General features: G+C 61.4%; 27 protein-coding genes. All 27 read right to left on the bottom strand.

The annotated features are described in order from the left end of the window. Positions 1–17 precede the first annotated feature (17 nt). Positions 18–890 carry a CheW domain-containing protein gene (locus tag LOY35_RS08200; RefSeq protein WP_258631885.1) on the bottom strand — a complete coding sequence of 291 codons (873 nt, stop codon included), beginning with the start codon at positions 888–890 and terminating at the stop codon, positions 18–20. Positions 891–970: 80 nt separating this feature from the next. After that, positions 971–1,762, bottom strand: a complete 792-nt coding sequence (locus tag LOY35_RS08195) for a ParA family protein (protein WP_258631884.1) — start codon at positions 1,760–1,762, stop codon at positions 971–973. Positions 1,763–1,811: 49 nt separating this feature from the next. Continuing rightward, a complete protein-coding gene (motD, locus tag LOY35_RS08190) occupies positions 1,812–2,696 on the bottom strand; it encodes a flagellar motor protein MotD (RefSeq protein WP_258631883.1) in 885 nt (294 codons plus the stop codon). 15 nt (positions 2,697–2,711) lie between these two features. After that, positions 2,712–3,452: a flagellar motor protein gene (locus LOY35_RS08185; protein ID WP_041022218.1), complete on the bottom strand. Its 741-nt coding sequence runs from the start codon at positions 3,450–3,452 to the stop codon at positions 2,712–2,714. Next, the gene (locus LOY35_RS08180; RefSeq protein ID WP_258631882.1) at positions 3,452–4,576 is read right to left on the bottom strand and encodes a chemotaxis response regulator protein-glutamate methylesterase; all 1,125 of its coding nucleotides are present in this window, start codon (positions 4,574–4,576) and stop codon (positions 3,452–3,454) included. Before LOY35_RS08180 ends, LOY35_RS08185 begins: the two co-directional genes overlap by 1 nt. Positions 4,577–4,624: 48 nt before the next feature. Next, positions 4,625–6,907, bottom strand: a complete 2,283-nt coding sequence (locus LOY35_RS08175; protein WP_258631881.1) for a chemotaxis protein CheA — start codon at positions 6,905–6,907, stop codon at positions 4,625–4,627. 24 nt (positions 6,908–6,931) lie between these two features. After that, positions 6,932–7,720, bottom strand: coding sequence for a protein phosphatase CheZ (locus tag LOY35_RS08170; RefSeq protein ID WP_258631880.1), 789 nt, complete (start codon positions 7,718–7,720; stop codon positions 6,932–6,934). Positions 7,721–7,738: 18 nt separating this feature from the next. Next, positions 7,739–8,110, bottom strand: coding sequence for a chemotaxis response regulator CheY (locus LOY35_RS08165; protein ID WP_003183998.1), 372 nt, complete (start codon positions 8,108–8,110; stop codon positions 7,739–7,741). Positions 8,111–8,276: 166 nt separating this feature from the next. After that, a complete protein-coding gene (fliA, locus tag LOY35_RS08160; RefSeq protein ID WP_024778673.1) occupies positions 8,277–9,020 on the bottom strand; it encodes an RNA polymerase sigma factor FliA in 744 nt (247 codons plus the stop codon). After that, on the bottom strand, positions 9,017–9,847 hold the full coding sequence (gene fleN, locus LOY35_RS08155) for a flagellar synthesis regulator FleN (RefSeq protein WP_003184001.1): 831 nt from the start codon (positions 9,845–9,847) through the stop codon (positions 9,017–9,019). The genes fliA and fleN overlap by 4 nt, the downstream gene beginning before the upstream one ends. A 115-nt stretch (positions 9,848–9,962) precedes the next feature. Continuing rightward, entirely contained in the window at positions 9,963–11,312 is a 1,350-nt protein-coding gene (flhF, locus tag LOY35_RS08150; protein WP_258631879.1) for a flagellar biosynthesis protein FlhF, read from the bottom strand. Between the two features lie 11 nt (positions 11,313–11,323). After that, complete coding sequence (gene flhA / locus LOY35_RS08145) at positions 11,324–13,453, bottom strand: flagellar biosynthesis protein FlhA (protein WP_258631878.1); 2,130 nt, start codon at positions 13,451–13,453, stop codon at positions 11,324–11,326. 247 nt (positions 13,454–13,700) lie between these two features. Continuing rightward, a complete protein-coding gene (gene flhB / locus LOY35_RS08140) occupies positions 13,701–14,840 on the bottom strand; it encodes a flagellar biosynthesis protein FlhB (protein ID WP_258631877.1) in 1,140 nt (379 codons plus the stop codon). A 3-nt stretch (positions 14,841–14,843) separates the two neighbouring features. Further along, positions 14,844–15,626: a flagellar biosynthetic protein FliR gene (gene fliR, locus LOY35_RS08135; RefSeq protein WP_258631876.1), complete on the bottom strand. Its 783-nt coding sequence runs from the start codon at positions 15,624–15,626 to the stop codon at positions 14,844–14,846. A 4-nt stretch (positions 15,627–15,630) separates the two neighbouring features. After that, positions 15,631–15,900 (bottom strand): flagellar biosynthesis protein FliQ, encoded by a 270-nt coding sequence (fliQ, locus tag LOY35_RS08130; protein WP_139647212.1) that lies wholly within the window; start codon positions 15,898–15,900, stop codon positions 15,631–15,633. 21 nt (positions 15,901–15,921) lie between these two features. Next, on the bottom strand, positions 15,922–16,671 hold the full coding sequence (gene fliP / locus LOY35_RS08125; RefSeq protein ID WP_258631875.1) for a flagellar type III secretion system pore protein FliP: 750 nt from the start codon (positions 16,669–16,671) through the stop codon (positions 15,922–15,924). Next, on the bottom strand, positions 16,671–17,081 hold the full coding sequence (gene fliO / locus LOY35_RS08120) for a flagellar biosynthetic protein FliO (protein WP_258633508.1): 411 nt from the start codon (positions 17,079–17,081) through the stop codon (positions 16,671–16,673). Before fliO ends, fliP begins: the two co-directional genes overlap by 1 nt. Positions 17,082–17,108: 27 nt before the next feature. Next, the gene (fliN, locus tag LOY35_RS08115; RefSeq protein WP_041020352.1) at positions 17,109–17,567 is read right to left on the bottom strand and encodes a flagellar motor switch protein FliN; all 459 of its coding nucleotides are present in this window, start codon (positions 17,565–17,567) and stop codon (positions 17,109–17,111) included. Between the two features lie 72 nt (positions 17,568–17,639). Continuing rightward, positions 17,640–18,608 carry a flagellar motor switch protein FliM gene (fliM, locus tag LOY35_RS08110; RefSeq protein ID WP_003184019.1) on the bottom strand — a complete coding sequence of 323 codons (969 nt, stop codon included), beginning with the start codon at positions 18,606–18,608 and terminating at the stop codon, positions 17,640–17,642. A gap of 9 nt (positions 18,609–18,617) precedes the next feature. Continuing rightward, entirely contained in the window at positions 18,618–19,121 is a 504-nt protein-coding gene (gene fliL / locus LOY35_RS08105; protein ID WP_258631874.1) for a flagellar basal body-associated protein FliL, read from the bottom strand. Between the two features lie 201 nt (positions 19,122–19,322). Next, positions 19,323–20,684, bottom strand: coding sequence for a flagellar hook-length control protein FliK (locus tag LOY35_RS08100; protein ID WP_258631873.1), 1,362 nt, complete (start codon positions 20,682–20,684; stop codon positions 19,323–19,325). A gap of 102 nt (positions 20,685–20,786) precedes the next feature. Next, positions 20,787–21,131, bottom strand: a complete 345-nt coding sequence (locus tag LOY35_RS08095) for an Hpt domain-containing protein (RefSeq protein WP_041020349.1) — start codon at positions 21,129–21,131, stop codon at positions 20,787–20,789. A 31-nt stretch (positions 21,132–21,162) separates the two neighbouring features. Continuing rightward, the gene (locus tag LOY35_RS08090; protein WP_258631872.1) at positions 21,163–22,869 is read right to left on the bottom strand and encodes a SpoIIE family protein phosphatase; all 1,707 of its coding nucleotides are present in this window, start codon (positions 22,867–22,869) and stop codon (positions 21,163–21,165) included. Positions 22,870–22,878: 9 nt separating this feature from the next. Next, complete coding sequence (locus tag LOY35_RS08085) at positions 22,879–23,259, bottom strand: STAS domain-containing protein (protein WP_258631871.1); 381 nt, start codon at positions 23,257–23,259, stop codon at positions 22,879–22,881. Positions 23,260–23,362: 103 nt separating this feature from the next. Next, entirely contained in the window at positions 23,363–23,812 is a 450-nt protein-coding gene (gene fliJ / locus LOY35_RS08080; protein ID WP_258631870.1) for a flagellar export protein FliJ, read from the bottom strand. A 6-nt stretch (positions 23,813–23,818) separates the two neighbouring features. After that, positions 23,819–25,177: a flagellar protein export ATPase FliI gene (gene fliI, locus LOY35_RS08075; RefSeq protein ID WP_144928253.1), complete on the bottom strand. Its 1,359-nt coding sequence runs from the start codon at positions 25,175–25,177 to the stop codon at positions 23,819–23,821. Next, positions 25,167–25,997 carry a flagellar assembly protein FliH gene (gene fliH / locus LOY35_RS08070; protein ID WP_041020345.1) on the bottom strand — a complete coding sequence of 277 codons (831 nt, stop codon included), beginning with the start codon at positions 25,995–25,997 and terminating at the stop codon, positions 25,167–25,169. The genes fliI and fliH overlap by 11 nt, the downstream gene beginning before the upstream one ends. Positions 25,998–26,000: the final 3 nt, after the last annotated feature.

The raw sequence follows: 26,000 nt of genomic DNA, 5'->3' as shown, positions 1-26,000 counted from the left end.
GTGCGCCACCGACTGTGTTATTTCGGTTTCTGGACCGGCTTGGTGCCGCCCAGGTGTTTTGCCCCGCCACTGGCGATCAGCTCCGCCAGCTCGGAAACGTCCAGCAAGGCGCACATATGCTCGATCACCGTACCCGCCAGCCATGGCCGTTGCCCTCGATGGCTGCGCCACTTGATCTCGTTCGGGTCCAGGCGCAGCGAACGGCTGACCTGGTGCACCGCCAATCCCCACTCGTAACCTTGTACCGAAATCACGTATTGCAGGCCCTGGCGAAAATCATCGCGATAACGGTCCGGCATCACCCAGCGCGCGGTATCCAGTACCTTCAGGTTGCCGGCCTGGCTCGGCAGAATCCCGAGGAACCAATCCGGCTGGCCAAACAACGGCGTCAATTCGTGCCCGGCCAGGGAGTAAATCGACCCCAGGCATACCAGCGGCACCGCCAGGGTCAACCCGGCCACATCGAACAACAGACACTCGAACGGCTCCGCGGCCCAGGCCGGGCGGTCGTCAGTTTCTACCGGCGGCGGCGTGTTGCTCGGCGGCAGATGGACTTCCACCACTGGCGTCACCAGGCCCTGCAACAACGGTGCAACGGTGGAAACCGCCGCGAGCACCGGCGCAGGCGCCTCCATGACTTTCACCGGTGGCCTGGCGAACGGTGCCTCCACCGCTGCGACAACCACTGACTTGCGTGCATCACGGGCCTGCTCCTCGAGCACGGCCGCCTGAAACTCATCCAGCACACCTTCGGCTTCGACGGGCGCGGGCAAAGCCTCGGGCACGCTCGGTTCCGGTGGAAATTCTTCGGTCGCTTCCTGCAACAGCCCATCCAGGTAGGACTGCAAGGCCATTTGCGGACGCGAGGTTGTCTTGATCGGGCGGTTCATGAAAACAGTGCACCGCATATGAACGTTATCGGCATGAGTGCCATCAGACTTGAGCCTGCAGAGCGTTTAGAGGCGTTCAATCAGGCCACCTGCTGAGGAACAAGTTGCTGGGCCAGCAGGTGTTTGAGCAAGGCCCGGTAGGCCAGCACGCCACGGCTCTTGCCATCGAACTGGGAAGGGGTCACACCGGCGCGGCTGGCATCGCGCAAGCGCGTGTCGACCGGGATGTAGCCCTGCCAGATTTCATCCGGGTACATGTCCCGCAATACGCGCAAGGTTCCCATGGACGCCTGGGTACGACGGTCGAACAAGGTCGGCACGATGCTGAACGGCAGCGACTGTTTGCGTGAGCGGTTGACCATCGCCAGGGTGTTGACCATCCGCTCCAGCCCCTTGACTGCCAGGTGCTCGGTCTGCACCGGGATCACCAGTTGCTGGCTGGCCGCCAAGGCATTGACCATCAGCAAACCCAGCAGCGGCGGACTGTCGATGATCGCGTAATCGAAATCCTGCCACAGCTGCGCCAGACTCTTGGCGATCACCAGGCCCAAGCCGCCCTGCCCCGGCGACTGCCGCTCCAGGGTGGCCAGCGCGGTGCTCGACGGCAACAGCGAAATCCGCTCGTCGCTGGTGGACAGCAACAATTGTCCTGGCAGTCCCTCAGGCACATTGCCCCGGTGCAGGAACAAGTCGTAGTTGCTGTGCTCCAGGCTATCGGGATCGTAGCCAAAATAGCTGGTCATCGAGCCATGGGGGTCCAGGTCGACGATGACCACACGCTTGCCCGCCTCGGCCAGTAATCCGGCTAAAGCGATGGAAGAGGTGGTTTTACCCACCCCACCTTTTTGATTGGCAACTGCCCAGACTCTCATTCAGATCGTTCCTCCCGGCCGAAACAGGCTCGACCGAGAAATAGCTCGGTTATAAAGCGGGTGACGGAGAATTGACGGCACTCTGTCTTCCCGGTGTCTTGACCGGGGTCGGTGCAGTTTGTGTGCCAGCCCGCTTCAATGCAGCGTCCGGCTTTGCGTTGGCCGTGCCGGTACCGGTCAGGCTGCGGCGTACATCAAGGTTGCGCGACACCACCAATACCACGCGCCGATTTTTCGCCCGACCTTCGACGGTGGCGTTGTTGGCCACCGGCTGGAACTCGCCATACCCCACCGACGCCAGGCGGCCGGGGTTCACACCCTGCATCGCAAGCATGCGCACGATGCTCGCGGAACGGGCCGAAGACAATTCCCAGTTGGTTGGATACTGCGCGGTGCGAATCGGCTGGTCATCCGTGAACCCCTCCACATGGATCGGGTTATCGAACGGCTTCAGGATCGCCGCCACCTTGTCGATGATGTTGAACGCCATGTCGCTGGGCATGGCGTCGCCGCTACCGAACAACAGGCTGGAGTTGAGTTCGATCTCCACCCACAACTCGTTGCCGCGCACGGTCATCTGGTTGGAGCTGATCAGGTCGCCGAATGCCGCGCTGATGTCGTCGGCGATGCTTTTCAACGGGTCGCTGCCACCGGCAATGCCGGCATCGACCTGCTCGGCGTCACGGACCAGCGGCTTGGCCGGCGTGGTCGTCTTGGGCCGCTCGTCGCCAATGGGAATTGGCTTGAGGGCGCGGTCCGAGTCGGTAAAGACGCCGATCAACGCCTCGGAGATGACCTTGTATTTGCCCTCGTTGACCGAGGAGATCGAATACATGACCACGAAAAAGGCGAACAGCAATGTGATGAAGTCGGCGTAGGACACCAACCAACGTTCATGATTGACGTGCTCTTCATGATTCCGGCGACGCGCCATGGTCCATTACTCCCATTAATCCATGAAGCCCTGGAGCTTCAATTCAATGGAGCGCGGATTTTCACCTTCGGCGATCGACAGGATTCCTTCCAGCAACATTTCGCGATAACGCGACTGGCGCAAGGCAATAGACTTGAGTTTGGCGGCAATTGGCAACAACACCAGGTTGGCGCTGGCCACGCCATAGATAGTGGCCACGAACGCCACGGCGATGCCGCTACCCAATTGCGAGGGGTCAGCCAGGTTGCCCATCACGTGGATCAGGCCCATCACCGCACCGATGATGCCGATGGTAGGCGCATAACCGCCCATGCTTTCGAAAACCTTGGCCGCTTCGATATCGCGGCTTTCCTGGGTGTAGAAATCCACTTCCAGGATGCTGCGGATGGCTTCCGGCTCGGCGCCGTCCACCAGCAATTGCAGGCCTTTTCGCGAGTAGTTGTCAGGTTCGGCATCGGCCACGCCTTCCAGGCCGAGCAGGCCTTCCTTGCGGGCAGTCAGGCTCCAGTTCACGACACGGTCGATGCCGCCGGCCAGGTCGACCCGTGGTGGAAACAGAATCCAGACCAGCACCTGCATGGCACGCTTGAAAGCACTCATGGGCGATTGCAACAGCGCGGCGCCGATGGTGCCACCGAGCACGATCAGCGCCGCTGGGCCATTGGCCAGGGCGCCGAGATGACCGCCTTCCAGATAGTTGCCACCAATGATGGCGACGAACGCCATGATGATGCCGATCAGGCTGAGGACATCCATTACAGACACGCCTCGACCAGGTATTTACCGATGTCGTCCAGCCCGTACACCGCATCGGCCAGGTCCGCTTTGACAATCGCCATCGGCATGCCATAGATCACGCAACTGGCTTCGTCCTGGGCCCAGATAGCACTGCCGCCCTGCTTGAGCAGACGGGCGCCTTCGCGACCGTCGGCGCCCATACCGGTCAGCACCACCGCCAGAACTTTGTCACCGTAGGATTTGGCTGCGGAACCGAAAGTAATGTCCACACAGGGCTTGTAGTTAAGGCGCTCGTCGCCCGGCAGGATTTTCACCGCGCCGCGACCGTCGACCATCATCTGCTTGCCACCCGGAGCCAGCAGTGCCAGGCCCGGCCGCAGGATATCGCCGTCCTCGGCTTCCTTGACGCTGATATTGCACAGCTTGTCCAGGCGCTCGGCGAACGCCTTGGTGAAGGCCGCGGGCATGTGCTGGATCAACACGATGGGGGCTGGGAAGTTGGCCGGCAACTGGGTCAGGACCCGTTGCAGCGCCACCGGACCGCCCGTGGACGTGCCGATGGCAACCAGCTTGTAGGCCTTGCGCTTAGGTGCCGGCGACGACGCACTGGCCGGAGTCGGACGTGTGGGCGCAGGGGCCGGGGCACTGCGTACCGGGGGCGGATTGAAGCTGCCCGACGACGGCGCGGGACTCGGTGCAGCCACGGGCGCGGGGGCCGGTGGTGTGTAGGCACTCACACGGCGGTTGCTGCGGGAAATGCTGTGGACCTTCTCGCACAGCAACTGCCGAACCTTGTCGGGGTTGCGCGAGATGTCCTCGAAGTTCTTCGGCAGGAAATCCACCGCCCCGGCATCCAGCGCGTCGAGGGTGACACGGGCACCTTCGTGGGTCAGGGACGAGAACATCAATACCGGGGTCGGGCAGCGCTGCATGATATGCCGCACCGCCGTGATGCCATCCATCATTGGCATCTCATAGTCCATGGTGATCACGTCCGGCTTGAGTGCCAGGGCCTGATCGATTGCCTCTTTGCCATTGGTCGCGGTACCGACGACCTGAATCGTCGTGTCCGCCGAGAGAATTTCCGAGACGCGGCGGCGGAAGAACCCCGAATCGTCCACCACCAGGACTTTAACTACCATAAACACTCCGTTAGACGAGGCACGGCACTGGGCCGCGCCCCTCCAGAATCAAATACGCCGCGCGGCGTAACGCTTGAGCATGCTCGGTACATCGAGGATCAGCGCGATGCGGCCGTCGCCGGTGATGGTGGCGCCGGACATGCCCGGGGTGCCCTGGAGCATTTTGCCCAATGGCTTGATGACCACTTCTTCCTGGCCCACGAGCTGGTCGACAACGAAGCCGATCCGCTGGGTACCTACCGAAAGGATCACCACGTGGCCCTCGCCCTGCTCCACATGCGCCGCGGAGCTGACCAACCAGCGCTTGAGGTAGAACAATGGCAGTGCCTTGTCCCGCACGATCACCACTTCCTGGCCGTCCACCACGTTGGTACGCGACAGGTCGAGGTGGAAGATCTCGTTGACGTTGACCAGTGGGAAAGCGAACGCCTGGTTGCCCAGCATCACCATCAAGGTCGGCATGATCGCCAGGGTCAGCGGGACCTTGATGAGGATCTTCGAGCCCGAGCCCTTGACCGAGTGGATGTTGATCGAGCCGTTGAGCTGGGAAATCTTGGTTTTCACCACGTCCATGCCCACGCCACGACCCGACACGTCGGAAATCTCGGTTTTGGTCGAGAAGCCGGGAGCGAAGATCAGGTTGTAGCACTCGGTATCGCTCAGGCGGTCGGCAGCGTCCTTGTCCATCACACCGCGCTTGACGGCGATGGCACGCAACACTTCCGGGTCCATGCCTTTGCCGTCGTCGGAGATCGACAGCAGGATATGGTCGCCCTCCTGCTCGGCGGCCAGGATCACCTTGCCGCTACGGACCTTGCCCGCGGCTTCGCGTTCTTCCGGCGACTCGATGCCATGGTCGACCGCGTTGCGCACCAAGTGGACCAGCGGGTCGGCCAGGGCCTCGACGAGGTTCTTGTCGAGGTCGGTATCTTCACCCACCAGTTCCAGGTTGATTTCTTTCTTGAGCTGACGAGCCAGGTCACGTACCAGGCGCGGGAAGCGTCCGAAGACTTTCTTGATCGGCTGCATCCGGGTCTTCATGACCGCGGTCTGCAGATCGGCCGTGACCACGTCGAGGTTCGACACGGCCTTGGACATGGCTTCGTCCTGGCTGTTGAGGCCCAGGCGTACCAGACGGTTACGCACCAGCACCAGTTCGCCGACCATGTTCATGATCTCGTCCAGGCGCGCAGTGTCGACCCGAACGGTGGTTTCGGCTTCACTGGTCGGTTTTTCCGTCGGCGCAGATGACGCCGCCGCAGGTGTACGGGCAGGCGCAGGCGCAGCGGCCGCTGCAGCAGGCTTGGGTGCCGGGGCCGGTGTCTCGGCCTTGGGTTCCGGTGCCTTGGCGGCGGGTTTTGGCGCGGCCTTGGCGGCCGGTGCGGCAGCTGGCGCGACAGAGGCCGTGCCGACTTCGCTGAACTTGCCTTTGCCGTGCAGATCGTCGAGCAGCGATTCGAATTCCTGATCGGTGATCAGGTCGCTACCGGCCGCTGCGGCGGCAGGCTTGCCCGGAGCAGGCGTGGAGGCAATGGCCGACTCCAGGGCGTCAACGGCAAAAGTACCCTTGCCGTGCAGCTGATCGAGCAAGGCTTCGAATTCATCGTCGGTGATGTCGGAGCTGTCGCCCGCGGCTTTCGGCGCGGCAGGGGCTGGTGGCGGGACAACCGCATCGACGGCGAACTGGCCCTTGCCGTGCAGTTGATCGAGCAGTGACTCGAACTCCGCATCGGTGATTTCATCGCTGGCCGCGCCGGCATCGGCGGGCGCGGCAGCTACCGGAGCCTGGGCCTGGGCCTGAGCTTCGGCCTTGACGGCACTCAGGGAGTCCAGCAGCTGTTCGAATTCGTTATCGGTAATATCGCCCGATTCCTCGGCGACCGGCTCCTCGGCAACGGGTTCTTCAACCGTGGTCTCGACTGGAGCGGCTTCGTCAGCCGATTGCGGCTCGGCCAGGCGCGACAGCGCGGCGAGCAACTCAGGGGTGGCGGCGGTGATCGGCGAACGGTCACGCACCTCGTTGAACATGCTGTTGACCGCATCCAGCGCTTCGAGCACCACGTCCATCAATTCCGAATCCACGCGACGCTCACCCTTGCGCAGGATGTCGAACACGTTCTCGGCAATGTGGCAGCACTCCACCAGCTCGTTGAGCTGAAGGAAGCCGGCGCCTCCTTTTACAGTGTGGAAACCGCGAAAGATTGCATTGAGCAAATCCGCATCATCCGGTCGGCTTTCCAGCTCGACCAATTGCTCGGACAGTTGCTCTAGAATCTCGCCGGCCTCAACCAGGAAATCCTGAAGGATCTCTTCATCGGCGCCGAAGCTCATTAATGGGGTGCTCCTAAAACAGGGCTAAAATCCAAGGCTGGACAGCAAATCGTCCACATCGTCCTGACCGGACATAACGTCTTCTCTTTTATCGGCATGAATTTGCGGACCTTCACCCTGAGAGAGATGTTTTTGTGGATCTTTTTCAGCAAGTATCGCTTCACGGTCGTGTTCGATGCCCGCAAAGCGATCGACCTGGCTGGCCATCAACACCAGTTTGAGCAGATTGCTTTCGACTTCGGTGACCAATTGGGTGACGCGCTTGATCACCTGGCCGGTCAGGTCCTGATAGTCCTGGGCCAGCAGAATATCGTTGAGGTTGCTCGCGACAGAGCGGTTATCGGCGCTGCTGCGTGTCAGAAAACCGTCGACCCGACGCGCCAGGTCCCGGAACTCTTCCGCGCCGACTTCACGACGCATGAAACGGCCCCAGTCGACGCTCAAGGCCTGGGCTTCATCGCCAAGGCCATTGACCAGCGGCGTGGCACTTTCCACCAGGTCCATGGTGCGGTTGGCGGCAGCCTCGGTCAGCTTGACCACGTAGGACAGCCGCTCGGTCGCGTCAGTGATCTGCGAGACCTCTTCGGCCTGGGGCATGTTCGGATCGATCTGGAAGTTGACGATCGCGCTGTGCAACTCACGGGTGAGCTTGCCGACTTCCTGGTACAGGCCACGATCCCGGGTCTGATTGAGCTCGTGGATCATCTGGACAGCATCGCCGAAACGACCTTTTTCAAGGCTGTCGACCAGTTCGCGGGCATGTTTTTTCAGGGTCGATTCGAAATCGCCCATTGAAGCTTCATTATTCTCCATAGCTCCCCCGTGGCGCCGTTAACCGATGCGTTCGAAGATCTTTTCGATCTTTTCTTTCAACGCCTGGGCCGTGAAGGGTTTGACCACATAGCCGTTCACACCGGCTTGGGCCGCTTCGATGATCTGCTCGCGCTTGGCTTCGGCGGTGACCATCAGCACCGGCAGGTGCTTGAGTTTTTCATCGGCGCGCACATGGCGCAGCAAGTCGATACCGGTCATGCCAGGCATGTTCCAGTCAGTCACCAGAAAGTCGATGCTCCCGCTGTTGAGAACCGGGATGGCAGTGGTGCCATCGTCGGCCTCGACCGTGTTGGTGAACCCAAGGTCACGCAACAGGTTTTTTATGATCCGCCGCATCGTTGAAAAGTCATCAACGATGAGGATTTTCATGTTCTTGTCCAATTCGACCTCCAAGCAGTCTTAAACGCGTACAGCACCTGAACGCGCCATTTCAATCAATCCGGTACAGCATTCGACAACGGTGCGGGACGCAACGGATCGAGACTGCGCAACACGTGCCACGCAAACCCTGTCAGCAACCTCCCCGCACCGACTGTCAGCGCGCTCGCCACTCCCCCAAACGCCCCCGCAAACGGGCGGCGCACTGGCTGTGTAACTGACTGACCCGCGATTCGCTGACCCCCAGGACCTCACCGATTTCCTTGAGGTTCAGCTCTTCGTCGTAGTACAGCGCCAAGACCAGTCGCTCACGCTCCGGCAAATTGGCAATCGCATCGGCCAGCGCGCTCTGGAAACGTTCGTCTTCCAGGTCACGCGCAGGCTCCATGTGCGTACTCGCGCCATCCTCATGCAGCCCTTCATGATCGCCGTCCTGCAACAGGTCGTCGAAACTGAACAGACGGCTGCCCAAGGTATCGTTCAAAATCCCGTAATAATCATCGAGACTCAACTGGAGTTCGGCCGCAACTTCGTGATCTTTAGCGTCTCGTCCGGTTTTCGCTTCAATAGCGCGAATGGCGTCACTGACCATGCGGGTATTGCGGTGTACCGAACGGGGCGCCCAATCGCCCTTGCGGACTTCGTCGAGCATCGCGCCGCGAATGCGAATGCCGGCGTAGGTCTCGAAACTGGCGCCCTTGCTCGCGTCGTATTTGTTAGCCACTTCGAGCAGGCCAATCATGCCTGCCTGGATCAGGTCTTCGACCTGGACACTGGCCGGCAACCGCGCCAGCAAGTGATAGGCGATGCGCTTGACCAGGGGCGCGTATCGCTCGATCAACTCGTATTGGGCGTCCCGTGCCGATTTCTTGTAGAGGTGGTTGTAACCGCTGGCTGTCATAACACGGGCCCTGCTGTTTGTTGCACGAGACGCTCGACGAAAAATTCCAGGTGCCCGCGTGGGTTGGCCGGCAGTGGCCAGGTATCGACCTTCTGGGCGATTGCCTTGAACGCCAGCGCGCATTTGGAACGGGGAAAGGCTTCATAGACGGCACGTTGCTTCTGGACCGCCTTGCGTACGCTTTCGTCGTACGGCACGGCGCCAACGTACTGCAGGGCAACGTCCAGGAAGCGATCGGTGACCTTGGTCAACTTGGCGAACAGGTTGCGCCCTTCCTGCGGGCTCTGGGCCATGTTGGCCAGGACGCGGAAGCGGTTCATGCCGTAATCGCGGTTCAATAGCTTGATCAGGGCGTAGGCGTCGGTGATGGAGGTAGGCTCGTCGCAGACCACCAGCAGCACTTCCTGGGCGGCGCGCACGAAGCTGACGACCGAATCACCGATGCCCGCCGCCGTGTCGATCACCAGCACATCGAGGTTGTCGCCGATGTCGCTGAATGCCTGGATCAGGCCGGCGTGCTGGGCCGGGGTCAGATGAACCATGCTCTGGGTGCCGGAGGCGGCCGGCACGATGCGAATCCCGCCCGGCCCCTGCAACAACACGTCGCGCAGTTCGCAGCGGCCTTCGATCACGTCCGCCAGCGTGCGTTTGGGTGTGAGCCCCAGCAGCACGTCGACGTTTGCCAGGCCCAGGTCGGCGTCCAGCAGCATGACCCGTCGGCCAAGCTCTGCCAGAGCCAGGGACAAGTTCACTGACACGTTAGTCTTGCCGACGCCACCTTTGCCGCCGGTCACCGCGATCACCTGTACGGGATGCATGCTGCCCATGTTCGTTCTTTACCTGTCTTACTTAGACGGAGGCCACATTACTGGCTGCGCGTTCACATACGGAACATTGCCTGGCAGACCATCGATGTAGGTACAAAAAATATTCATGATTACCTCAGCCAACCTGCTTGGTCGGGCTGTGGTAGATATCAGCGAACATGTCAGCCATGGCTTCTTCGCTGGGTTCGTCCTGCATTTGCACACTCACGGCACGGCTGACCAGTTGGTGGCGACGCGGCAGATGCAAATCATCCGGGATCCGCGGCCCATCGGTCAGGTACGCCACCGGCAGATCGTGACCGATCGCCAGGCTCAATACCTCGCCCAGGCTTGCCGTTTCGTCCAGCTTGGTCAGGATGCAACCGGCCAATCCGCAGCGTTTGTAGCTGTGGTAGGCGGCGGTTAGAACCTGTTTCTGGCTGGTGGTTGCCAACACGAGATAATTTTTTGACTTGATGCCGCGCCCGGCCAGGCTTTCAAGCTGCATGCGCAGGGCCGGATCGCTGGCTTGCAGGCCCGCGGTATCGATCAGTACGACGCGCTTGCGCAGCAGGGGCTCCAGCGCCTGGGCCAGGGATTGGCCCGGATCCACATGGGTCACCGACACGTTGAGAATCCGGCCCAGGGTCTTGAGTTGCTCCTGGGCGCCGATACGGAAGCTGTCCATGCTGACCAGGGCAATGCTCTGGGCACCGTACTTGAGCACATAACGGGCGGCGAGCTTGGCCAGGGTGGTGGTCTTGCCCATGCCGGCCGGGCCGACCATGGCAATCACCCCGCCCTCTTCCAGCGGCTCGACTTCCGGCGTGGCGATCATCCGCGCCAGATGCGCCAGCAGCATGCGCCAGGCCTGGCGAGGCTCGTGAATATCATTGATCAGCGCCAGCAGGTCGCGGGCCAGCGGGCCGGACAGGCCAATGCGTTGCAGGCGGCGCCACAGGTTGGCCTGGGCCGGACGGCTGCCTTGCAGTTGGTTCCAGGCCAGCGAGCCGAGCTGGACTTCCATCAGTTCGCGCAAGCTGTTGAGTTCGAAACGCATCGAGTCCAGCGCACGCGGATCGACACCGGGAGCCGGTGCGGCAGGCGCCGGCGCCGGACGACGCGGCTCAACCGGGGTCGGCTCGATCAGCGGTTCGGCAGCGGTCAGTGGCAGGCCCGCGGTCAACGGCTGACCGGCAAACAATTGACGATTGGTGCCCGGCGCGGCCTCGCCTTCGCTGCTGCGCAGGCTCAACTCGGCCTGGGCGCTGGCGATGCGCGATTGGGTCTTGCGCAGCTCATCCTCAAGTTCCATGTTCGGAACCCGCGGGGCCAGCGCAGACAGCTTGTAGTCCAGAGCCGCCGTCAACTCGACACCACCGGCGATCCGGCGGTTGCCGATGATGGCTGCTTCGGCGCCCAGCTCGTCACGAACCAGTTTCATGGCCTGACGCATATCGGCGGCGAAAAAACGCTTCACTTGCATAACCCACTACCTCAGCCGTTGGGCCCTACTGTCGCAACAATGGTCACTTGCTTGTTGTCCGGTATTTCCTGGTACGCCAGCACATGCAGCCCCGGGACCGCGAGGCGACCGAATCGCGAGAGCATCGCACGAATCGGACCCGCCACCAGCAGGATCACCGGTTGGCCTTGCATCTCTTGCCGCTGGGCTGCCTCGATCAACGAACGTTGCAGCTTCTCGGCCATGCTTGGCTCCAGCAGAACACCCTCTTCCGAGCCTTGCCCTGCCTTCTGAAGACTATTGAGCAATATCTGTTCCAACCTTGGCTCCAGCGTGATCACAGGCAGCTCCGACTCAGTGCCTACAATGCTTTGGACGATTGCACGGGATACGCCGACCCGCACCGCGGCCACCATGGCGGCGGTATCTTGACTCTTGGAAGCGTTGTTGGCGATGGCTTCGGCAATACTGCGGATGTCGCGTACCGGCACCTGTTCGGCCAGCAGCGCCTGCAAGATCTTGAGCAACTGCGACAACGAAACCACGCCCGGCACCAGTTCTTCGGCCAGTTTCGGCGACCCCTTGGCCAGCACCTGCAGCAATTGCTGGACTTCTTCGTGGCCGATCAGTTCGCTGGAGTGTTTGTACAAAATCTGGTTCAAATGCGTCGCAACTACCGTACTGGCGTCCACCACGGTGTAACCGAGGGACTGGGCCTGGGCCCGCTGACTGATTTCAATCCACACCGCCTCCAGACCAAAAGCCGGGTCCTTGGCGGTAATGCCATTGAGCGAACCATAGACCTGACCTGGATTGATCGCCAGTTCGCGGTCCGGGTAGATCTCGGCTTCGGCCAGGATCACCCCCATCAGCGTCAGGCGATAGGCGCTGGGCGCCAGGTCGAGGTTGTCGCGGATATGCACGGTGGGCATCAGGAAGCCCAGGTCCTGGGACAGCTTCTTGCGCACCCCCTTGATCCGCGCCAGCAGTTGGCCGCCCTGGTTGCGATCCACCAGTGGAATCAGGCGATAGCCGACTTCCAGGCCGATCATGTCGATCGGGGTCACATCGTCCCAGCCCAGCTCCTTGGTCTCCAGGGCACGGGCCGGCGATGGCAGCAGTTCCTGCTGGCGCTTGACCTCTTGCAATGCCTGGACTTTCTGCACGTTCTGCTTCTTCCAGAACAGATAGGCGCCGCCTGCCGCCACGGCCGCCATGCTCAGGAAGGAAATGTGCGGCATGCCCGGGACCAGACCCATCACCGCCATCAGCCCGGCGGCCACGGCCAGGGCCTTGGGCGATGCGAACATCTGCCGGCTGATCTGCTTGCCCATGTCTTCGGAGCCCGAAGCACGGGTCACCATGATCGCCGCCGCTGTGGATAACAACAGTGATGGCAATTGCGCCACCAAACCGTCACCGATGGTCAGCAAGGCGTAAACCTTGCCTGCATCACCGAAACTCATCTGATGCTGGAAGATACCGACAGCCATGCCGCCGATCAGGTTGATGAACAGGATCAACAGGCCGGCGATGGCGTCACCGCGCACGAACTTGCTCGCACCGTCCATGGAGCCGTAGAACTCGGCCTCCTGGGCCACTTCCAGACGACGGAGCTTGGCCTGGCTCTGATCGATCAGGCCGGCGTTGAGATCGGCGTCGATCGCCATCTGCTTGCCGGGCATGGCGTCGAGGGTGAAACGCGCGCTCACTTCGGAAATACGCCCGGCACCCTTGGTGACCACCACGAAGTTGATGATCATCAGGATGGCGAAGACCACGATACCGACCACGTAGTTACCGCCGATCACCACCTCACCGAAGGCCTGGATCACCTTACCGGCGGCGGCATGACCTTCCTGACCGTGGAGCATGACCACGCGGGTAGACGCCACGTTCAGCGCCAGGCGCAACAGCGTGGCCACCAGCAAAATGGTCGGGAACACGGCGAAATCCAGCGGGCGCAGGGCATATACGCACACCAGCAGCACCACGATCGATAGGGCGATGTTGAACGTGAAGAACACGTCCAGCAGGAACGGTGGCACCGGCAGCATCATCATGGCGAGCATGACCATCAGCAACAGCGGGACGCCCAGATTGCCCCGACTGAGGTCTACGACGTTGCTGCGCGCGGTGCTGAGTAACTGAGAGCGATCCACCAAAATACCCCGTTCCTGTGAAGCAAACTTTTGACGCCCGATACAGGCGCAGACGGGGTATTGCAAGAAGCCTTCCAACTTTTGCCAGACCTTGGAATACAAGCCTCCAAGCCAGAACACGAATCCTGTGGGAGCGGGCTTGCTCGCGATGGCGGTGTATCAGTTGATAGATGCATGACTGGCACGACGCCTTCGCGAGCAAGCCCGCTCCCACAGGGTTTGTCAGTAGCAGGACCTGGCGCACGATTTATTCAGGATCGCGGCGCAGATCCGGCGGAATCGGCAAATCCTTGAGCGGATCGGGGCGCTTGCCCTTGCCGGCGCGGTGCTGGCGGATCTGGTAGACATAGGCCAGCACCTGGGCCACCGCCAGGTACAGCCCGCCCGGAATTTCCTGGTCGAGCTCGGTGGAGTAATAGATCGATCGCGCCAGGGCCGGCGACTCCAGCAGCATCACTTCATTGGCCACGGCAATCTCACGGATCTTCAGCGCCAGGAAATCGCTGCCCTTGGCCAGCAATACCGGAGCGTTGCCTTTGTCCGGGTCGTACTTGAGCGCTACGGCGTAGTGGGTCGGGTTGGTGATGACCACATCGGCCGTCGGGATCGCCGCCATCATCCGTCGCTGGGACACTTCGCGTTGCAACTGACGAATCCGCTGCTTGACCTCCGGCTTGCCCTCCTGATCCTTGTGTTCGTCACGAACCTCCTGCTTGGTCATCATCAGCTTCTGCTTGCTTTGGTACAGCTGGATCGGCACATCGATCGCAGCGATCAGCATCAGGCCGCAAGCCATCCACAAGGCGCTCCAGCCCACCAGTTGCACGCTGTGGATAATGGCCTGTTCCAGTGGCTCATGAGCGATGCGCAGCACATCGTCAATGTCCGACTGCAACACCGTCAAAGCCACGGACAAGACCAGCAGAAACTTCCCAAAGGCCTTGAGCAGCTCCATCAGGGCCGAGATGGAAAACATGCGCTTGAGGCCCGCCAACGGATTCATCCGACTGAACTTGGGGGCCAGGCTACCGGCTGCGAACAGCCATCCCCCCAGAGAGATCGGCCCGATAAAAGCTGCCAGGAGCAAGAAGATCAGGATTGGCTGCATCGCCACGATCGCGATCTTGCCCGAGTGCAGCAGGTACTGCGTCATGGCGCCCGGACTGAGCAGCACTTCACGCGGCAGGGAGAAATTCAGGCGCATGATTTCCAGCAGATCCAGGGCCAATCCGCCCCCATAGATGAGGAGCCCACCAGTGCCGGCCAACATCACCACAAGGGTATTGAGCTCCTTGGAGCGTGCGATCTCACCCTTTTCCCGGGACTCGCGCCTGCGCTTCTCCGTGGGGTCTTCTGTCTTGTCCTGGCCACTCTCGCTCTCGGCCATGCTTCAGCGCGCCTGTGCCATGTCGCGTAGCAGCTGCAAGGCCTGGGTGGCCAGCGGCTGATACTGATTGAGGATATCCCCCAGACTGACCCAGAAAATCACCATACCCAGCACAAGGGTCAGCGGAAAACCGATGGAAAAAATGTTCAACTGCGGCGCCGCCCGGGTCATCACGCCAAATGCAATGTTGACCACCAGCAAAGCCGTGATCGCAGGCAACACCAATATCATCGCCGCCCCCAGGACCCAGCCGAGCCTGCCGGCAACCTCCCAGAAATGATTGACCAGCAGCGCGCTGCCCACCGGCATCGTGGTGAAGCTCTCGGTCAGCACCTCGAACACCACCAGGTGTCCGTTCATGGCGAGAAACAGCAGCGTCACCAGCATCGTCAGAAATTGACCGATCACCGCCGTGTTCACGCCGTTGGTGGGGTCGATCATGGACGCGAAGGCCATGCCCATCTGGATCGAAATGATTTGCCCGGCCACCACGAACGCCTGGAAAAACAGCTGCAGCGAAAATCCCAGCAAGGACCCGATGAGGATCTGCTCGGCCACCAGCATCAGCGCACTGAGGTCCAGGGCATGAACCGGCGGCATCGGTGGCAACCCTGGCGCGATGACCACCGTGATAGCCAGGGCGAAATACAAGCGCACGCGCCTTGGCACCAGGGTCGTACCGAAGACCGGCATGCTCATCAGCACGGCAGTGACACGAAACAACGGCAGGACGAAAGCCGCCACCCAGGAGCCGATCTGGGTGTCCGTCAGCGCGAGCATCGACATCCGGTCAGCCGATCAACTGCGGAATACTGCCGTACAGCCGCAGGATGTATTCCATGAAGGTTTGCACCAGCCAGGGCCCGGAAACGATCAACGTCACCAGCATGACCAGCAGGCGTGGCAGGAAGCTCAGGGTCTGTTCGTTGATCTGGGTCGCGGCCTGGAACATCGCCACCAACAGGCCCACCAACAGGCTGGGAATCACCAGGATGGCGACCATCACGGTCGTCAGCCAGAGCGCTTCGCGGAACAGGTCTACCGCTACTTCAGGAGTCATATCGCCCTACCTGCAAATGGTCTAAACACCGCCGAAACTGCCCGCCAGGGTGCCGATGATCAAGGCCCAGCCATCCACCAGCACGAACAGCATGATCTTGAACGGCAGGGAAATGATCAGCGGCGACAGCATCATCATACCCATCGCCATCAATATGCTAGCGACCACCAGGTCGATGATCAGGAACGGGATGAAGATCATGAAACCGATCTGGAACGCGGTTTTCAGTTCGGACGTCACGAACGCCGGTACCAGGATGGTCAGCGGTGCCTGGTCGGCACTGGGGATGTCGGTGCGCTTGGACAGGCGCATGAACAAATCCAGGTCGCTGCTGCGGGTCTGGGCCAGCATGAAATCCTTGATCGGCACTTCAGCCTTGGCCACGGCGTCCTGGGCGGTGATTTTTTCCGCCAGGTAAGGTTGCAGCGCATCCTGGTTCACCCGGTCGAACACCGGCGCCATGATGAACATGGTCAGGAACAGCGCCATGCCGGTGAGGATCTGGTTCGACGGCGTCTGCTGCAACCCCAGGGCCTGGCGCAGGATCGAAAAGACGATGATGATCCGGGTGAAACTGGTCATCAGCATGACGAACGCCGGGATGAAACTCAGCGCAGTCATGATCAACAGGATCTGCAGGCTGACCGAGTATTCCTGGGCTCCTTGGGCATTGGTACCAAGGGTGATCGCCGGGATCGACAACGGATCGGCGGCGAACGCCAACGGCGCGGCCAGCATCAGGGCCAGCACCAACAGAATGCGCAGCGGCATTACTTCTTATCCTTCTGGTCTTTACCCAGCAGTTCCATGAGGCGCTGGGCAAATTCGGGGGTGGCCTGGTCGGTGGCAGGCACCTGCACCGGCTCCTTGAGGACATGCAGCGCAGTGATGGTGCCCGGACTCAGGCCCAGCAGGATCTGCTCGTTGCCGACCTGCACCAGCACCAGCCGGTCCCGCGGGCCGAGCGCGCGGGAGCCGACGATGTCGATGACCTGACCCTTGCCGGTGGGACCCGCCTGCTGCACGCGCCGCAGCAGCCAGGCCAGCAAAAAGATCACCCCCAGCACCAGCAACAGGCCAAGCACCAACTGCGCCAGTTGTCCGGCCAGGCCACTGCCGGCCGTCGACGCAATGGCCGCGGTGCTCGCGGGTTCGGCCGCCATCACGCTCAACGGCAACATCAGGGCGGTAGCGAAAAGACCTTTCACTCAGCGCAGCTTCTTGATGCGTTCGCTCGGGCTGATCACGTCCGTCAGGCGAATGCCGAACTTCTCGTTGACCACCACTACTTCGCCATGGGCGATCAGGGTGCCGTTGACCAGCACGTCCAGCGGCTCACCCGCCAGGCGATCGAGCTCGATCACCGAGCCCTGGTTGAGTTGCAGCAGGTTGCGGATGTTGATGTCGGTGCTGCCCACTTCCATGGAAATCGACACGGGGATGTCGAGAATCACGTCCAGATTAGGCCCGTCCAGCGTCACCTGCTCGTTGCTTTTCGGCACGCTGCCAAACTCTTCCATCTGCAAGCGATTGGACGCATGGGCACCGGTGTCCGCGGCCAGCAAGGCGTCGATGTCGTCCTGCCCGGTTTCACCGGCTTCTTCCAGGGCGGCGGCCCATTCATCAGCCAGCGACTGGTCGTCCTGGTTGTTCATATCATTAGCCATCATTTGTCCTCGGCGGGCAAAAATCAGTTGAAAACGTAAAATTCAGCTACAAACTAAAGCGTTCGACCTTGCTCAGCGGCGTTCGATCGGCTCGATCACCTGCAACGCCAGGTTGCCTTTGTGAGAGCCCATCTTGACCTTGAAGGCCGGTACGCCATTGGCACGCATGATCATGTCTTCCGGCATTTCGACAGGAATGATGTCCCCCGGCTGCATGTGCAGGATGTCCCGCAGGCGCAACTGACGCCGGGCAACCGTCGCACCGATCGGCACGTCGACATCCAGCACGTCCTGGCGCAACGCATTGATCCAGCGCTCGTCCTGGTCGTCGAGGTCGGACTGGAAACCGGCGTCGAGCATTTCACGCACCGGCTCGATCATCGAGTACGGCATGGTCACGTGCAGGTCTCCGCCACCACCATCGAGTTCGATGTGGAAGGTCGAGACCACGATGGCTTCGCTCGGACCGACGATGTTGGCCATGGCCGGGTTCACTTCCGAGTTGATGTACTCGAAGTTCACTTCCATGATCGCCTGCCAGGCTTCCTTCAGGTCGACAAAGGCCTGCTCCAGCACCATGCGCACGACCCGCAGCTCGGTCGGGGTGAATTCACGGCCCTCGATCTTGGCATGACGACCGTCACCGCCGAAGAAGTTGTCCACCAGCTTGAATACCAGCTTGGCATCGAGGATGAACAGCGCGGTGCCGCGCAACGGCTTGATCTTCACCAGATTGAGGCTGGTGGGCACATACAGCGAGTGCACGTACTCCCCGAACTTCATCACCTGCACGCCACCGACCGCTACATCGGCGGAGCGACGCAGCATGTTGAACATGCTGATGCGGGTGTAGCGGGCGAAACGTTCGTTGATCATTTCCAGGGTCGGCATGCGTCCGCGAACGATGCGATCCTGGCTGGTCAGGTCGTAGCTTTTGACGCTGCCCGGTTCAGCAGCGTTTTCGGTCTGCACCAGGCCGTCATCGACGCCGTGCAACAGCGCGTCGATTTCGTCCTGGGACAACAGGTCCTGCACGGCCATGGCGGGTTCCTACTGCAATACGAAGTTAGTGAAGAGCAACTGTTCGATCACCACTTTGCCGAGCTCTTTCTGAGCCACTTCCTGCACGCTGGCCGTGGCTTTCTGACGGAGCATTTCCTGGCCGACGGGGGTGGCGAGGGTGTCGAAATTCTGTCCGGAGAACAGCATCACCAGATTGTTGCGGATCAGCGGCATGTGCACCCGCAGCGCTTCCAGATCAGCCTGGTTGCGCCCCAGCAAGGTGATGCTGACCTGCATGTAGCGTTGACGGCCATTCTGGGTGTAGTTGGCGACGAAGGCAGGTGCCATGGGCTCGAAAATCGCTGGCTGCTTGCCCACCGGCGCGGCCTCGACCACTGCCGCCGGCTTGCTCTGAGCACTGTGCATGACATACCAGGTTGCCCCCACGGACACACCGATCGCCAGGAGCAAACCCACCACGATCAGGATGATCATCTTGAGTTTGCCTTTGGTTGCGGGGTCTTTTACAGCTGCTGCTTCGCTCTTCGCCATGCCAATAATCCGTCACTAATCGGGGGGTTTACGGTTGCATGGCAAGGCAGGAGCAAGTGTTATGCCAGAAGCAATTTGCAACACCCGAAAACACCTGTGGGAGCGAGCCTGCTCGCGATAGCGGTGGCTCAGACACTTTATGGGTGACTGGTCTACCGATATCGCGAGCAGGCTCGCTCCCACAAGGGGTTACCTCGCCGATCAGGCGTAGTAATCGACCGCGCTGGTGCCGATGACGCTGGTGGTAGCGGCCGCCACCTCAGCGACGCTGGCCGGCAGGGGTTCATCTGCCGAACCCACCCGCCCGCCGGAGGATGACGTGCGTCCGGCCTGGGCTTGCTGCTGCGCCTGCTGATCCGGGTTCTGCGAACCACGGGACTGATCGGACACGTTGACATCGACCTGGCCCATGCCCTGCTGGGCGAAACTGTCCCGCAGGCGATGCAACTGGCCTTCGAGGGCTTCGCGAACGCCGGAGTGGGCACTCATGAAGGTCACCTGGGTCTGTTGATCCGGCACCATGTTTACCCGGATGTCCAGGCGACCGAGCTCGGCGGGCTGCAGCTGGATGTCGGCAGCCTTGAGATTGGCGCTCGACAGATACATCACCCGGTTGACCACTTCTTCGGTCCAGCCACTCTGATTCATGGCGATGGGCTGGTTGACCGGCACCGCATTGGCGGTCTTGGGCGTAGCCGCCTGGGTCAGGGCCGCCAGACGGTTGGCGAAATCATCCACGCGGGTGTCACTGGAAGCCGAGCCCAGATCCTTGAGGCCCTCGCCGATCAGCCCGCTGAATGCCTTTTCCCCGCCCTGGCTGCCAGGACCGGTACTGTTCTGGTCAGCTTGCACAGTCAGCATGCTTGCCATGCCGGCGGCAAAGGTCTGGGCTGACGTCGGCTCACCGTCGAGAGGAGCCGGGGCGGCGGTCTTGGATTGGCTGGTAGCGGAAACGTGACCCCCCTGCTCCATTGCCAGTCGCAATGCCGGCAAGGCGTCGAGCGGGTCGGCCTCGGGGTCGAACTTCGGGTCCTCTGGCGGCGCGGCCGGGGCCAGCGGCACGACCGGAGTCGCCACCGCAGCCGCCACCTGCGGCACAGTCGAGGCATCCACCACAGGCGTAGGCACCACGTCGGCCTGGACCACAGGCGCAGCCACGTCCGGCGGCAACATCGGGTCGACGACAGTATCGGCAGGGGCCGCGTCCGCTACCGGGGTCTCGGTCTCGCTGTCGGCATCGGTGTCATTGTCTGCCGTGTCATCGGCCTTGACCGGCTTGTCGGCGGGCAAGGGTTTGCCGCTATCGGCAACGGCCGGCTCCGGGGCGGCAGCCGTTTCATCGCTGGCGTTCTTTTTGACGCTGCTGTCGGGGGTCTTGTCGCGCACCGGCTTCATCGCAGGCTCAGGGGCCGACGAGGATTTGACGGGGGCTTGCTGGGCGAAGACCTGGGCGAAGCTGGAGGCTCTATTGCCGAGGTCCGGCGCCGCTGCCGGCGGATTGACGGCGGCCTGCGGCTTGGCCTGCGCAGCGGCCTGAAGCAGTGTATTGGGCGTAACGGGCATAAAAAGGTCTCCGCTGCACTGAAATCATAGGTACAGTCGGAACTGGACAATGCAAGGGGCGGGCCAACGTCCGGACAGTGGCGACGCCTGACAGGTCATCACTCAGCAGTGAAAGCCTTCGCGCTCTTCCTGGCAGAGATTTCGGACATGGGCGAATTCGCTGTCGATTTCGCTGACCAGCTTCTCGATGCCGCCCAGGGAGGGCTGTTTGGCACGCTGCTCCAGCTCACCACACAGTTCGGCCAGGCGGATGGCGCCCATGTTGCTGCTGCTGCCCTTGAAACTGTGGGCGGTGGCGCTCAGCTTTTCGGCGTCGCGGGCTTCATGCAGCACGCGCAAGCGTGCCTCGGAGTCGTTGAGAAACGTATCCAGCAGCTCCAGATACCCTTCCTCCATGACTTCCTTCAACGTGCTGAGCACGTCGCGGTCCAGATGAATCTCGTTCACTTGTTCGCTCCCTGATCAAGAGTGGCGCGGATTATGCCAGAGCCTCCCAGAAAAACTCCGCGCGGACACTACGACCATCGTCTGACCAACAGGCCTGGTGGCTCAACTGACGCACCAGGCTGACACCACGTCCCGACAACCGATCACTGCTCAGCGGCTGGGCCAGCACACGGGCAACATCGAAGCCCTCACCGCTGTCTTCAACCTCGATCACTAGGCGACCACCGTCGCCGTGGGGCGTGACATGCAAGTGTACCCGGATGTGACCGGCGGCCAGTTCATCCAGTCGGCTGCTGCGCTCCATGTAATAGCGCGCAAAGCCGGAGGCATCACGCTTGATGCTCGAATCGAGCCCCAGCACTCCATGCTCCAAGGCATTGGAGTAGAGCTCCGATAGAACGCTGTAGAGCGCGCCACTTTGAGCCCTGAGCCCATGCACCTCAAGCAGCAATTGCAGCAAGTACGGCATCGGGTTGAAGCGCTTGAGGGTCTGGGCCCGAAACTCGAAACTCACCGACCAGTCCAGCGGACTGGACTGGCCGCTATCGGAATAGACCGGTGGTGGCGGATTGAGTTGCGTCGGCGCGACCATCCGCACTTCGACCATGCTGAAATCGTCGCGGGCCTCGCCACGAAAGTCCCGCAGGGCCTGCTGGATATCTTCAAAAAGACAATCGGGCTCACGGTTGGCGGCAAATACCTGCTGCAACCGCTCCACACCGAACAACTGGTCATCGTCATCGCTGGTATCGATCACGCCGTCGGACAGCAGGAAGACCCGGTCACCCAGCGCCATGGGATGCACTTCGGTACGATCATCGAACAGTTGAGGCGTGAGCACGCCCAATGGCAAGTGCCGCGCCGGCAATGGCGTGCGCACGCCAGTGAGACTGTCATGCAGGTACCCATCGGGCATGCCGCCATTCCAGATTTCCACCGTGCAGCGCTGGAAGCCCAGGCAAAGCAGCGTCGCGCAACAGAACATGTCCACCGGCAGGATGCGTTTGAGCTTGGCGTTCATTTCCCGCAGGATCTGCGCCAGGCCATAGCCTTTGGCGGTCATCCCGTAGAACACTTCCGCCAGCGGCATCGCCCCGACCGCCGCCGGCAGGCCGTGCCCGGTGAAATCCCCCAGCAGGATGTGCATGTCGCCGGCCGGATTGAACGCAGCCAGCAACAAGTCGCCGTTGAACAGGGCGTAGGGCGATTGCAGGTAGCGGATATTCGGCGCGCTCAGACAGCCGGAATGGGCAATCTTGTCGAATACGGCCTTGGCGACCCGCTGCTCGTTGAGCAGGTAATCGTGGTGCCGGGCAATCTGGTCACGCTGCTCCACGACCGTGGCCTGCAACCGGCGCAAACGATCCATGGCCTTGATCTTGGCGGCCAGGATCACCTGGTTGTAGGGTTTGGCCAGGAAATCGTCACCGCCAGCCTCCAGGCAACGGGCCAGGCCTTCGCTTTCGGTCAATGAGGTGAGGAAAATGATCGGCACCAACTGCTCGCCGGCCAACAGCTTGATCTTCTGCGCGGCCTCGAATCCGTCCATGACCGGCATCATCGCATCCATCAGCACCAGCTGTGGACGTTGCTCCGTATAGATGTCGACCGCTTCGGCGCCATCGGCAGCGGTGAGTACGTGATGCCCCTGGCGACGGACAATGGTCGAGAGCAGCAGTCGGTCAGCGGCGCTGTCTTCGGCAATCAGGACCGTCAGCGATTCGAGATCGGAAAACATGGCTGTCGATCAGACTTTGCCCGATCTGAGTTTATCCTGATGGTGATGACCCAGCCCGTCCTTCTCTTCCGCTTTGTCTTCTTTCGGATAGATATCAAACAGCTTGTCGAAGTTGGAAATCCCAAGGATCTTCTTCACATCGCTGTTGCTGTTCACGATCCGAATATCTGACTCGTCGCCACCCGCGTGATCGCGCAATAGCAGGAGCATGCCCAAGGCGGAACTGTCGAGATAAGTGGCCTCTTTCAAATCCACCACTATGGACTCAGGCTTCGTATTGAGCCTCTCATAAGACTCACGAAACTCCTGATGCTTTCCGAAATCGAATCGACCCTTGATCGAAATCGTCAGCTTCTGTCCATCATCGGATACTTCGGTAACGACTGACATAGTTGGCTTCCCTGTCATGGACATACGTGTACAAGGTTTAGCATCTGGTAAAGGACTGAGCAAGGTTTTGGCTCATCCAACCGACAAAATCCCGACTTCATGATCAAAACGAATCCTGGCGTGGCAAGCGTTGGGATAATTCATCCAGCAGTTTTTGCTCGCGCTTGTCTTCCAGTTGCCTCGCCTCATCGATATAGCGCTGCACCAGTTTGCGCAGCCCCTCCACCCGGGCAAAGGCTTCCTGCCAGCTCTGCCGGGCCCTTTCCAGGTTGTTCTGGTGCCAGACCAGGCTCTGGCGCTGCTGGTCGATGGCGGTCCCCAACTGCGCCAGAAAGCCTTGGTAACCCAACAGCCACTGACCGGAGACGCCATGGCTGCCGCGAGCGATCCATTGCTCCTGGTATTCGAGGCGGAAATTCTCGAGGTCCGCCAACTTGCTTTCGGCGACGGCCACCTGCCCCTGGAAATAGGCCAGCCGCTGGACCGCGGTTTTCTCGGCCTTTTCGGCCATGTCCACCACCGGCGCCAGGCGCGCCGCACGACTCGTGGCCACGGCCGATTACCCGCCGGCGACCGGAGCGAAGATGGTTTGCAGGTGCGCTTCGCTGGCGCCCATGCCGATGTTGTCGTTCAGGCTCTGGCGCAGGTAAACGGCCATCGCCGGATAGAGATTGATCGCCGTATCGGTTTCACGGTCGCCGCCGGGCACATAGGCGCCGACGCTAATCAGGTCGCGGCTTTGCTGGTAGCGCGACCAGTATTGCTTGAACTGTTGGGCACGCTTCATATGTTCGGCGCTGATGACCGACGGCATGACCCGACTGATGGATGCCTCGATGTCGATGGCCGGGTAATGACCTTCTTCGGCCAGGCGCCGGGACAACACGATGTGGCCGTCGAGCACGCCTCGCGCCGAGTCGGCGATGGGGTCTTGCTGGTCGTCGCCCTCGGACAGCACGGTGTAGAACGCGGTGATCGAACCGCCGCCCTTCTCGGCGTTGCCGGCACGCTCCACCAGCTTCGGCAGCTTGGCGAACACGGAAGGCGGATAGCCCTTGGTGGCCGGAGGTTCACCGATGGCCAGGGCGATTTCCCGCTGAGCCTGGGCAAAACGGGTAAGCGAATCCATCAGCAACAGGACATTCTTGCCCTTGTCGCGGAAATACTCGGCAATCCGGGTGCAATACATGGCGGCCCGCAGGCGCATCAGGGGCGCGTCATCCGCCGGCGATGCCACTACGACGGAACGCTTGAGGCCTTCTTCACCGAGAATGTGCTCGATGAACTCCTTCACCTCGCGACCCCGCTCGCCAATCAGCCCCACCACGATGATGTCGGCTTCGGTGAAGCGGGTCATCATGCCCAACAGCACACTCTTACCCACACCGGTACCGGCGAACAGGCCGAGCCGCTGGCCGCGCCCGACCGTCAGCAAACCGTTGATGCAACGAATGCCCACATCCAGCGGTACGCTGATGGGGTCGCGCTTGAGGGGGTTGATGGTCGGGCCATCCATCGGCACCCAGTCTTCGGCCTTCATCCCGCCCTTGCCGTCCAAGGCCCGCCCGGCCCCGTCCAGCACCCGGCCGAGCATGCTCATACCCATGGGCAAGCGACCGGTATCGGCCAGGGGGACCACTCGCGCGCCGGGGGCAATGCCGGCCACGCTGCCCACCGGCATCAGGAATACCTTACTGCCGGCGAAGCCCATGACCTCGGCCTCGACCTGTACCGGGTGGTAACTGTCGTCGTTGATCACCAGGCAGCGACTGCCCATGGCGGCGCGCAGGCCCTCGGCTTCGAGGGTCAGGCCGACCATGCGTAACAGGCGTCCTTCGAGAATCGGCTGGCCGGCCAGCTCGGTGGCCTCGGCGTAGCTGCCCAGGCGCTTGCCGAAGCTGGTGCGTTCAAGACGCATCGCGGCCGTCCGGCTCAGCAGCAATCAACTCGGCACCGTCCGGATCGACGGGCGAAACGGCCGGGGGTTCGTCCGGCAACTCCAGGCTCAGATCGGCAGCGGCCGGGTGCAAGGCCTGTTCGTGTAATTGATCGAAGAGCTTGGCCATGATCTGGCTGATACGGGTTTCGACGGTCGCATCAATGCGGCTGTGCTCGGTTTCCACGCGGCAACCGCCCGGCAACAGGGCTTCGTCTTCGACGATGCGCCAGGTTTCCTCATGACGCTCGCGCAAGGCTTTGACCAGCTCGAAATCCTGGGGATTGATGTACAGCCGCACGTTGCCCACGCCCAACGGCAGAAGCTTGAGGGCCTCGCGCATGACGTGTTCGATCTGGCTCGAATCGATCGCCAGCTCACGCTGAATGACTTGCCTGGCGATGTGTTGCACCAGCCCCACCAGCGACTTTTCAATCTGGGTGTCCTGCTCGGCGATGGGATCGAACAGGTTGAGCATCAGTGATTCCAACGCCCGCAGCTTGGCCGTCAGGGCCACATCAGCTTCCTGACGGACCTTGAGCGAGGTGCTGTGGAAGCCTTCCTTTTCGCCGATGGCAAAGCCTTCGTTGTAGGCCTCCTGGCGAATGCCCTCGACTTCCTCGAGGGTCAGTGGCTGGACTTCCTCCAGCGGCACCTCTTCCATCTCCGGCAGCTCTTCCACTGGCTCGGGCTCGGGCTCGGGCACGTGGGGATCGAAGCTGGGCAACGACCAGACGTCGAAACCACCGACGTCCCGGGCGCGGATCAGGTCGCTGGGTGAATCATCACTCTTGGCAGACATAAC

Origin of the sequence: Pseudomonas sp. B21-028 (assembly GCF_024749045.1) — a bacterium.
Classification (GTDB): domain Bacteria; phylum Pseudomonadota; class Gammaproteobacteria; order Pseudomonadales; family Pseudomonadaceae; genus Aquipseudomonas.
This window is presented reverse-complemented; position numbering and strand designations above follow the sequence as displayed.

Bases quoted from the DNA above. Each gene is read 5' to 3' on its own strand.
- motD (WP_258631883.1), bottom strand. From the start codon at position 2,696: ATGGCGCGTCGCCGGAATCATGAAGAGCACGTCAATCATGAACGTTGG.
- LOY35_RS08090 (WP_258631872.1), bottom strand. From the start codon at position 22,869: ATGTTTTCCGATCTCGAATCGCTGACGGTCCTGATTGCCGAAGACAGC.
- fliA (WP_024778673.1), bottom strand. From the start codon at position 9,020: ATGACAGCCAGCGGTTACAACCACCTCTACAAGAAATCGGCACGGGAC.
- fliQ (WP_139647212.1), bottom strand. From the start codon at position 15,900: ATGACTCCTGAAGTAGCGGTAGACCTGTTCCGCGAAGCGCTCTGGCTG.
- LOY35_RS08170 (WP_258631880.1), bottom strand. From the start codon at position 7,720: ATGGAGAATAATGAAGCTTCAATGGGCGATTTCGAATCGACCCTGAAA.
- fliO (WP_258633508.1), bottom strand. From the start codon at position 17,081: ATGTTGCCGTTGAGCGTGATGGCGGCCGAACCCGCGAGCACCGCGGCC.
- fliH (WP_041020345.1), bottom strand. From the start codon at position 25,997: ATGTCTGCCAAGAGTGATGATTCACCCAGCGACCTGATCCGCGCCCGG.
- fliM (WP_003184019.1), bottom strand. From the start codon at position 18,608: ATGGCCGTGCAGGACCTGTTGTCCCAGGACGAAATCGACGCGCTGTTG.
- fliL (WP_258631874.1), bottom strand. From the start codon at position 19,121: ATGGCGAAGAGCGAAGCAGCAGCTGTAAAAGACCCCGCAACCAAAGGC.
- LOY35_RS08175 (WP_258631881.1), bottom strand. From the start codon at position 6,907: ATGAGCTTCGGCGCCGATGAAGAGATCCTTCAGGATTTCCTGGTTGAG.
- LOY35_RS08085 (WP_258631871.1), bottom strand. From the start codon at position 23,259: ATGTCAGTCGTTACCGAAGTATCCGATGATGGACAGAAGCTGACGATT.
- flhB (WP_258631877.1), bottom strand. From the start codon at position 14,840: ATGGCCGAGAGCGAGAGTGGCCAGGACAAGACAGAAGACCCCACGGAG.
- LOY35_RS08185 (WP_041022218.1), bottom strand. From the start codon at position 3,452: ATGGATGTCCTCAGCCTGATCGGCATCATCATGGCGTTCGTCGCCATC.
- LOY35_RS08200 (WP_258631885.1), bottom strand. From the start codon at position 890: ATGAACCGCCCGATCAAGACAACCTCGCGTCCGCAAATGGCCTTGCAG.
- LOY35_RS08180 (WP_258631882.1), bottom strand. From the start codon at position 4,576: ATGGTAGTTAAAGTCCTGGTGGTGGACGATTCGGGGTTCTTCCGCCGC.
- LOY35_RS08165 (WP_003183998.1), bottom strand. From the start codon at position 8,110: ATGAAAATCCTCATCGTTGATGACTTTTCAACGATGCGGCGGATCATA.
- fliR (WP_258631876.1), bottom strand. From the start codon at position 15,626: ATGTCGATGCTCGCGCTGACGGACACCCAGATCGGCTCCTGGGTGGCG.
- fleN (WP_003184001.1), bottom strand. From the start codon at position 9,847: ATGGGCAGCATGCATCCCGTACAGGTGATCGCGGTGACCGGCGGCAAA.
- fliP (WP_258631875.1), bottom strand. From the start codon at position 16,671: ATGCCGCTGCGCATTCTGTTGGTGCTGGCCCTGATGCTGGCCGCGCCG.
- fliN (WP_041020352.1), bottom strand. From the start codon at position 17,567: ATGGCTAATGATATGAACAACCAGGACGACCAGTCGCTGGCTGATGAA.
- flhF (WP_258631879.1), bottom strand. From the start codon at position 11,312: ATGCAAGTGAAGCGTTTTTTCGCCGCCGATATGCGTCAGGCCATGAAA.
- LOY35_RS08100 (WP_258631873.1), bottom strand. From the start codon at position 20,684: ATGCCCGTTACGCCCAATACACTGCTTCAGGCCGCTGCGCAGGCCAAG.
- fliI (WP_144928253.1), bottom strand. From the start codon at position 25,177: ATGCGTCTTGAACGCACCAGCTTCGGCAAGCGCCTGGGCAGCTACGCC.
- LOY35_RS08195 (WP_258631884.1), bottom strand. From the start codon at position 1,762: ATGAGAGTCTGGGCAGTTGCCAATCAAAAAGGTGGGGTGGGTAAAACC.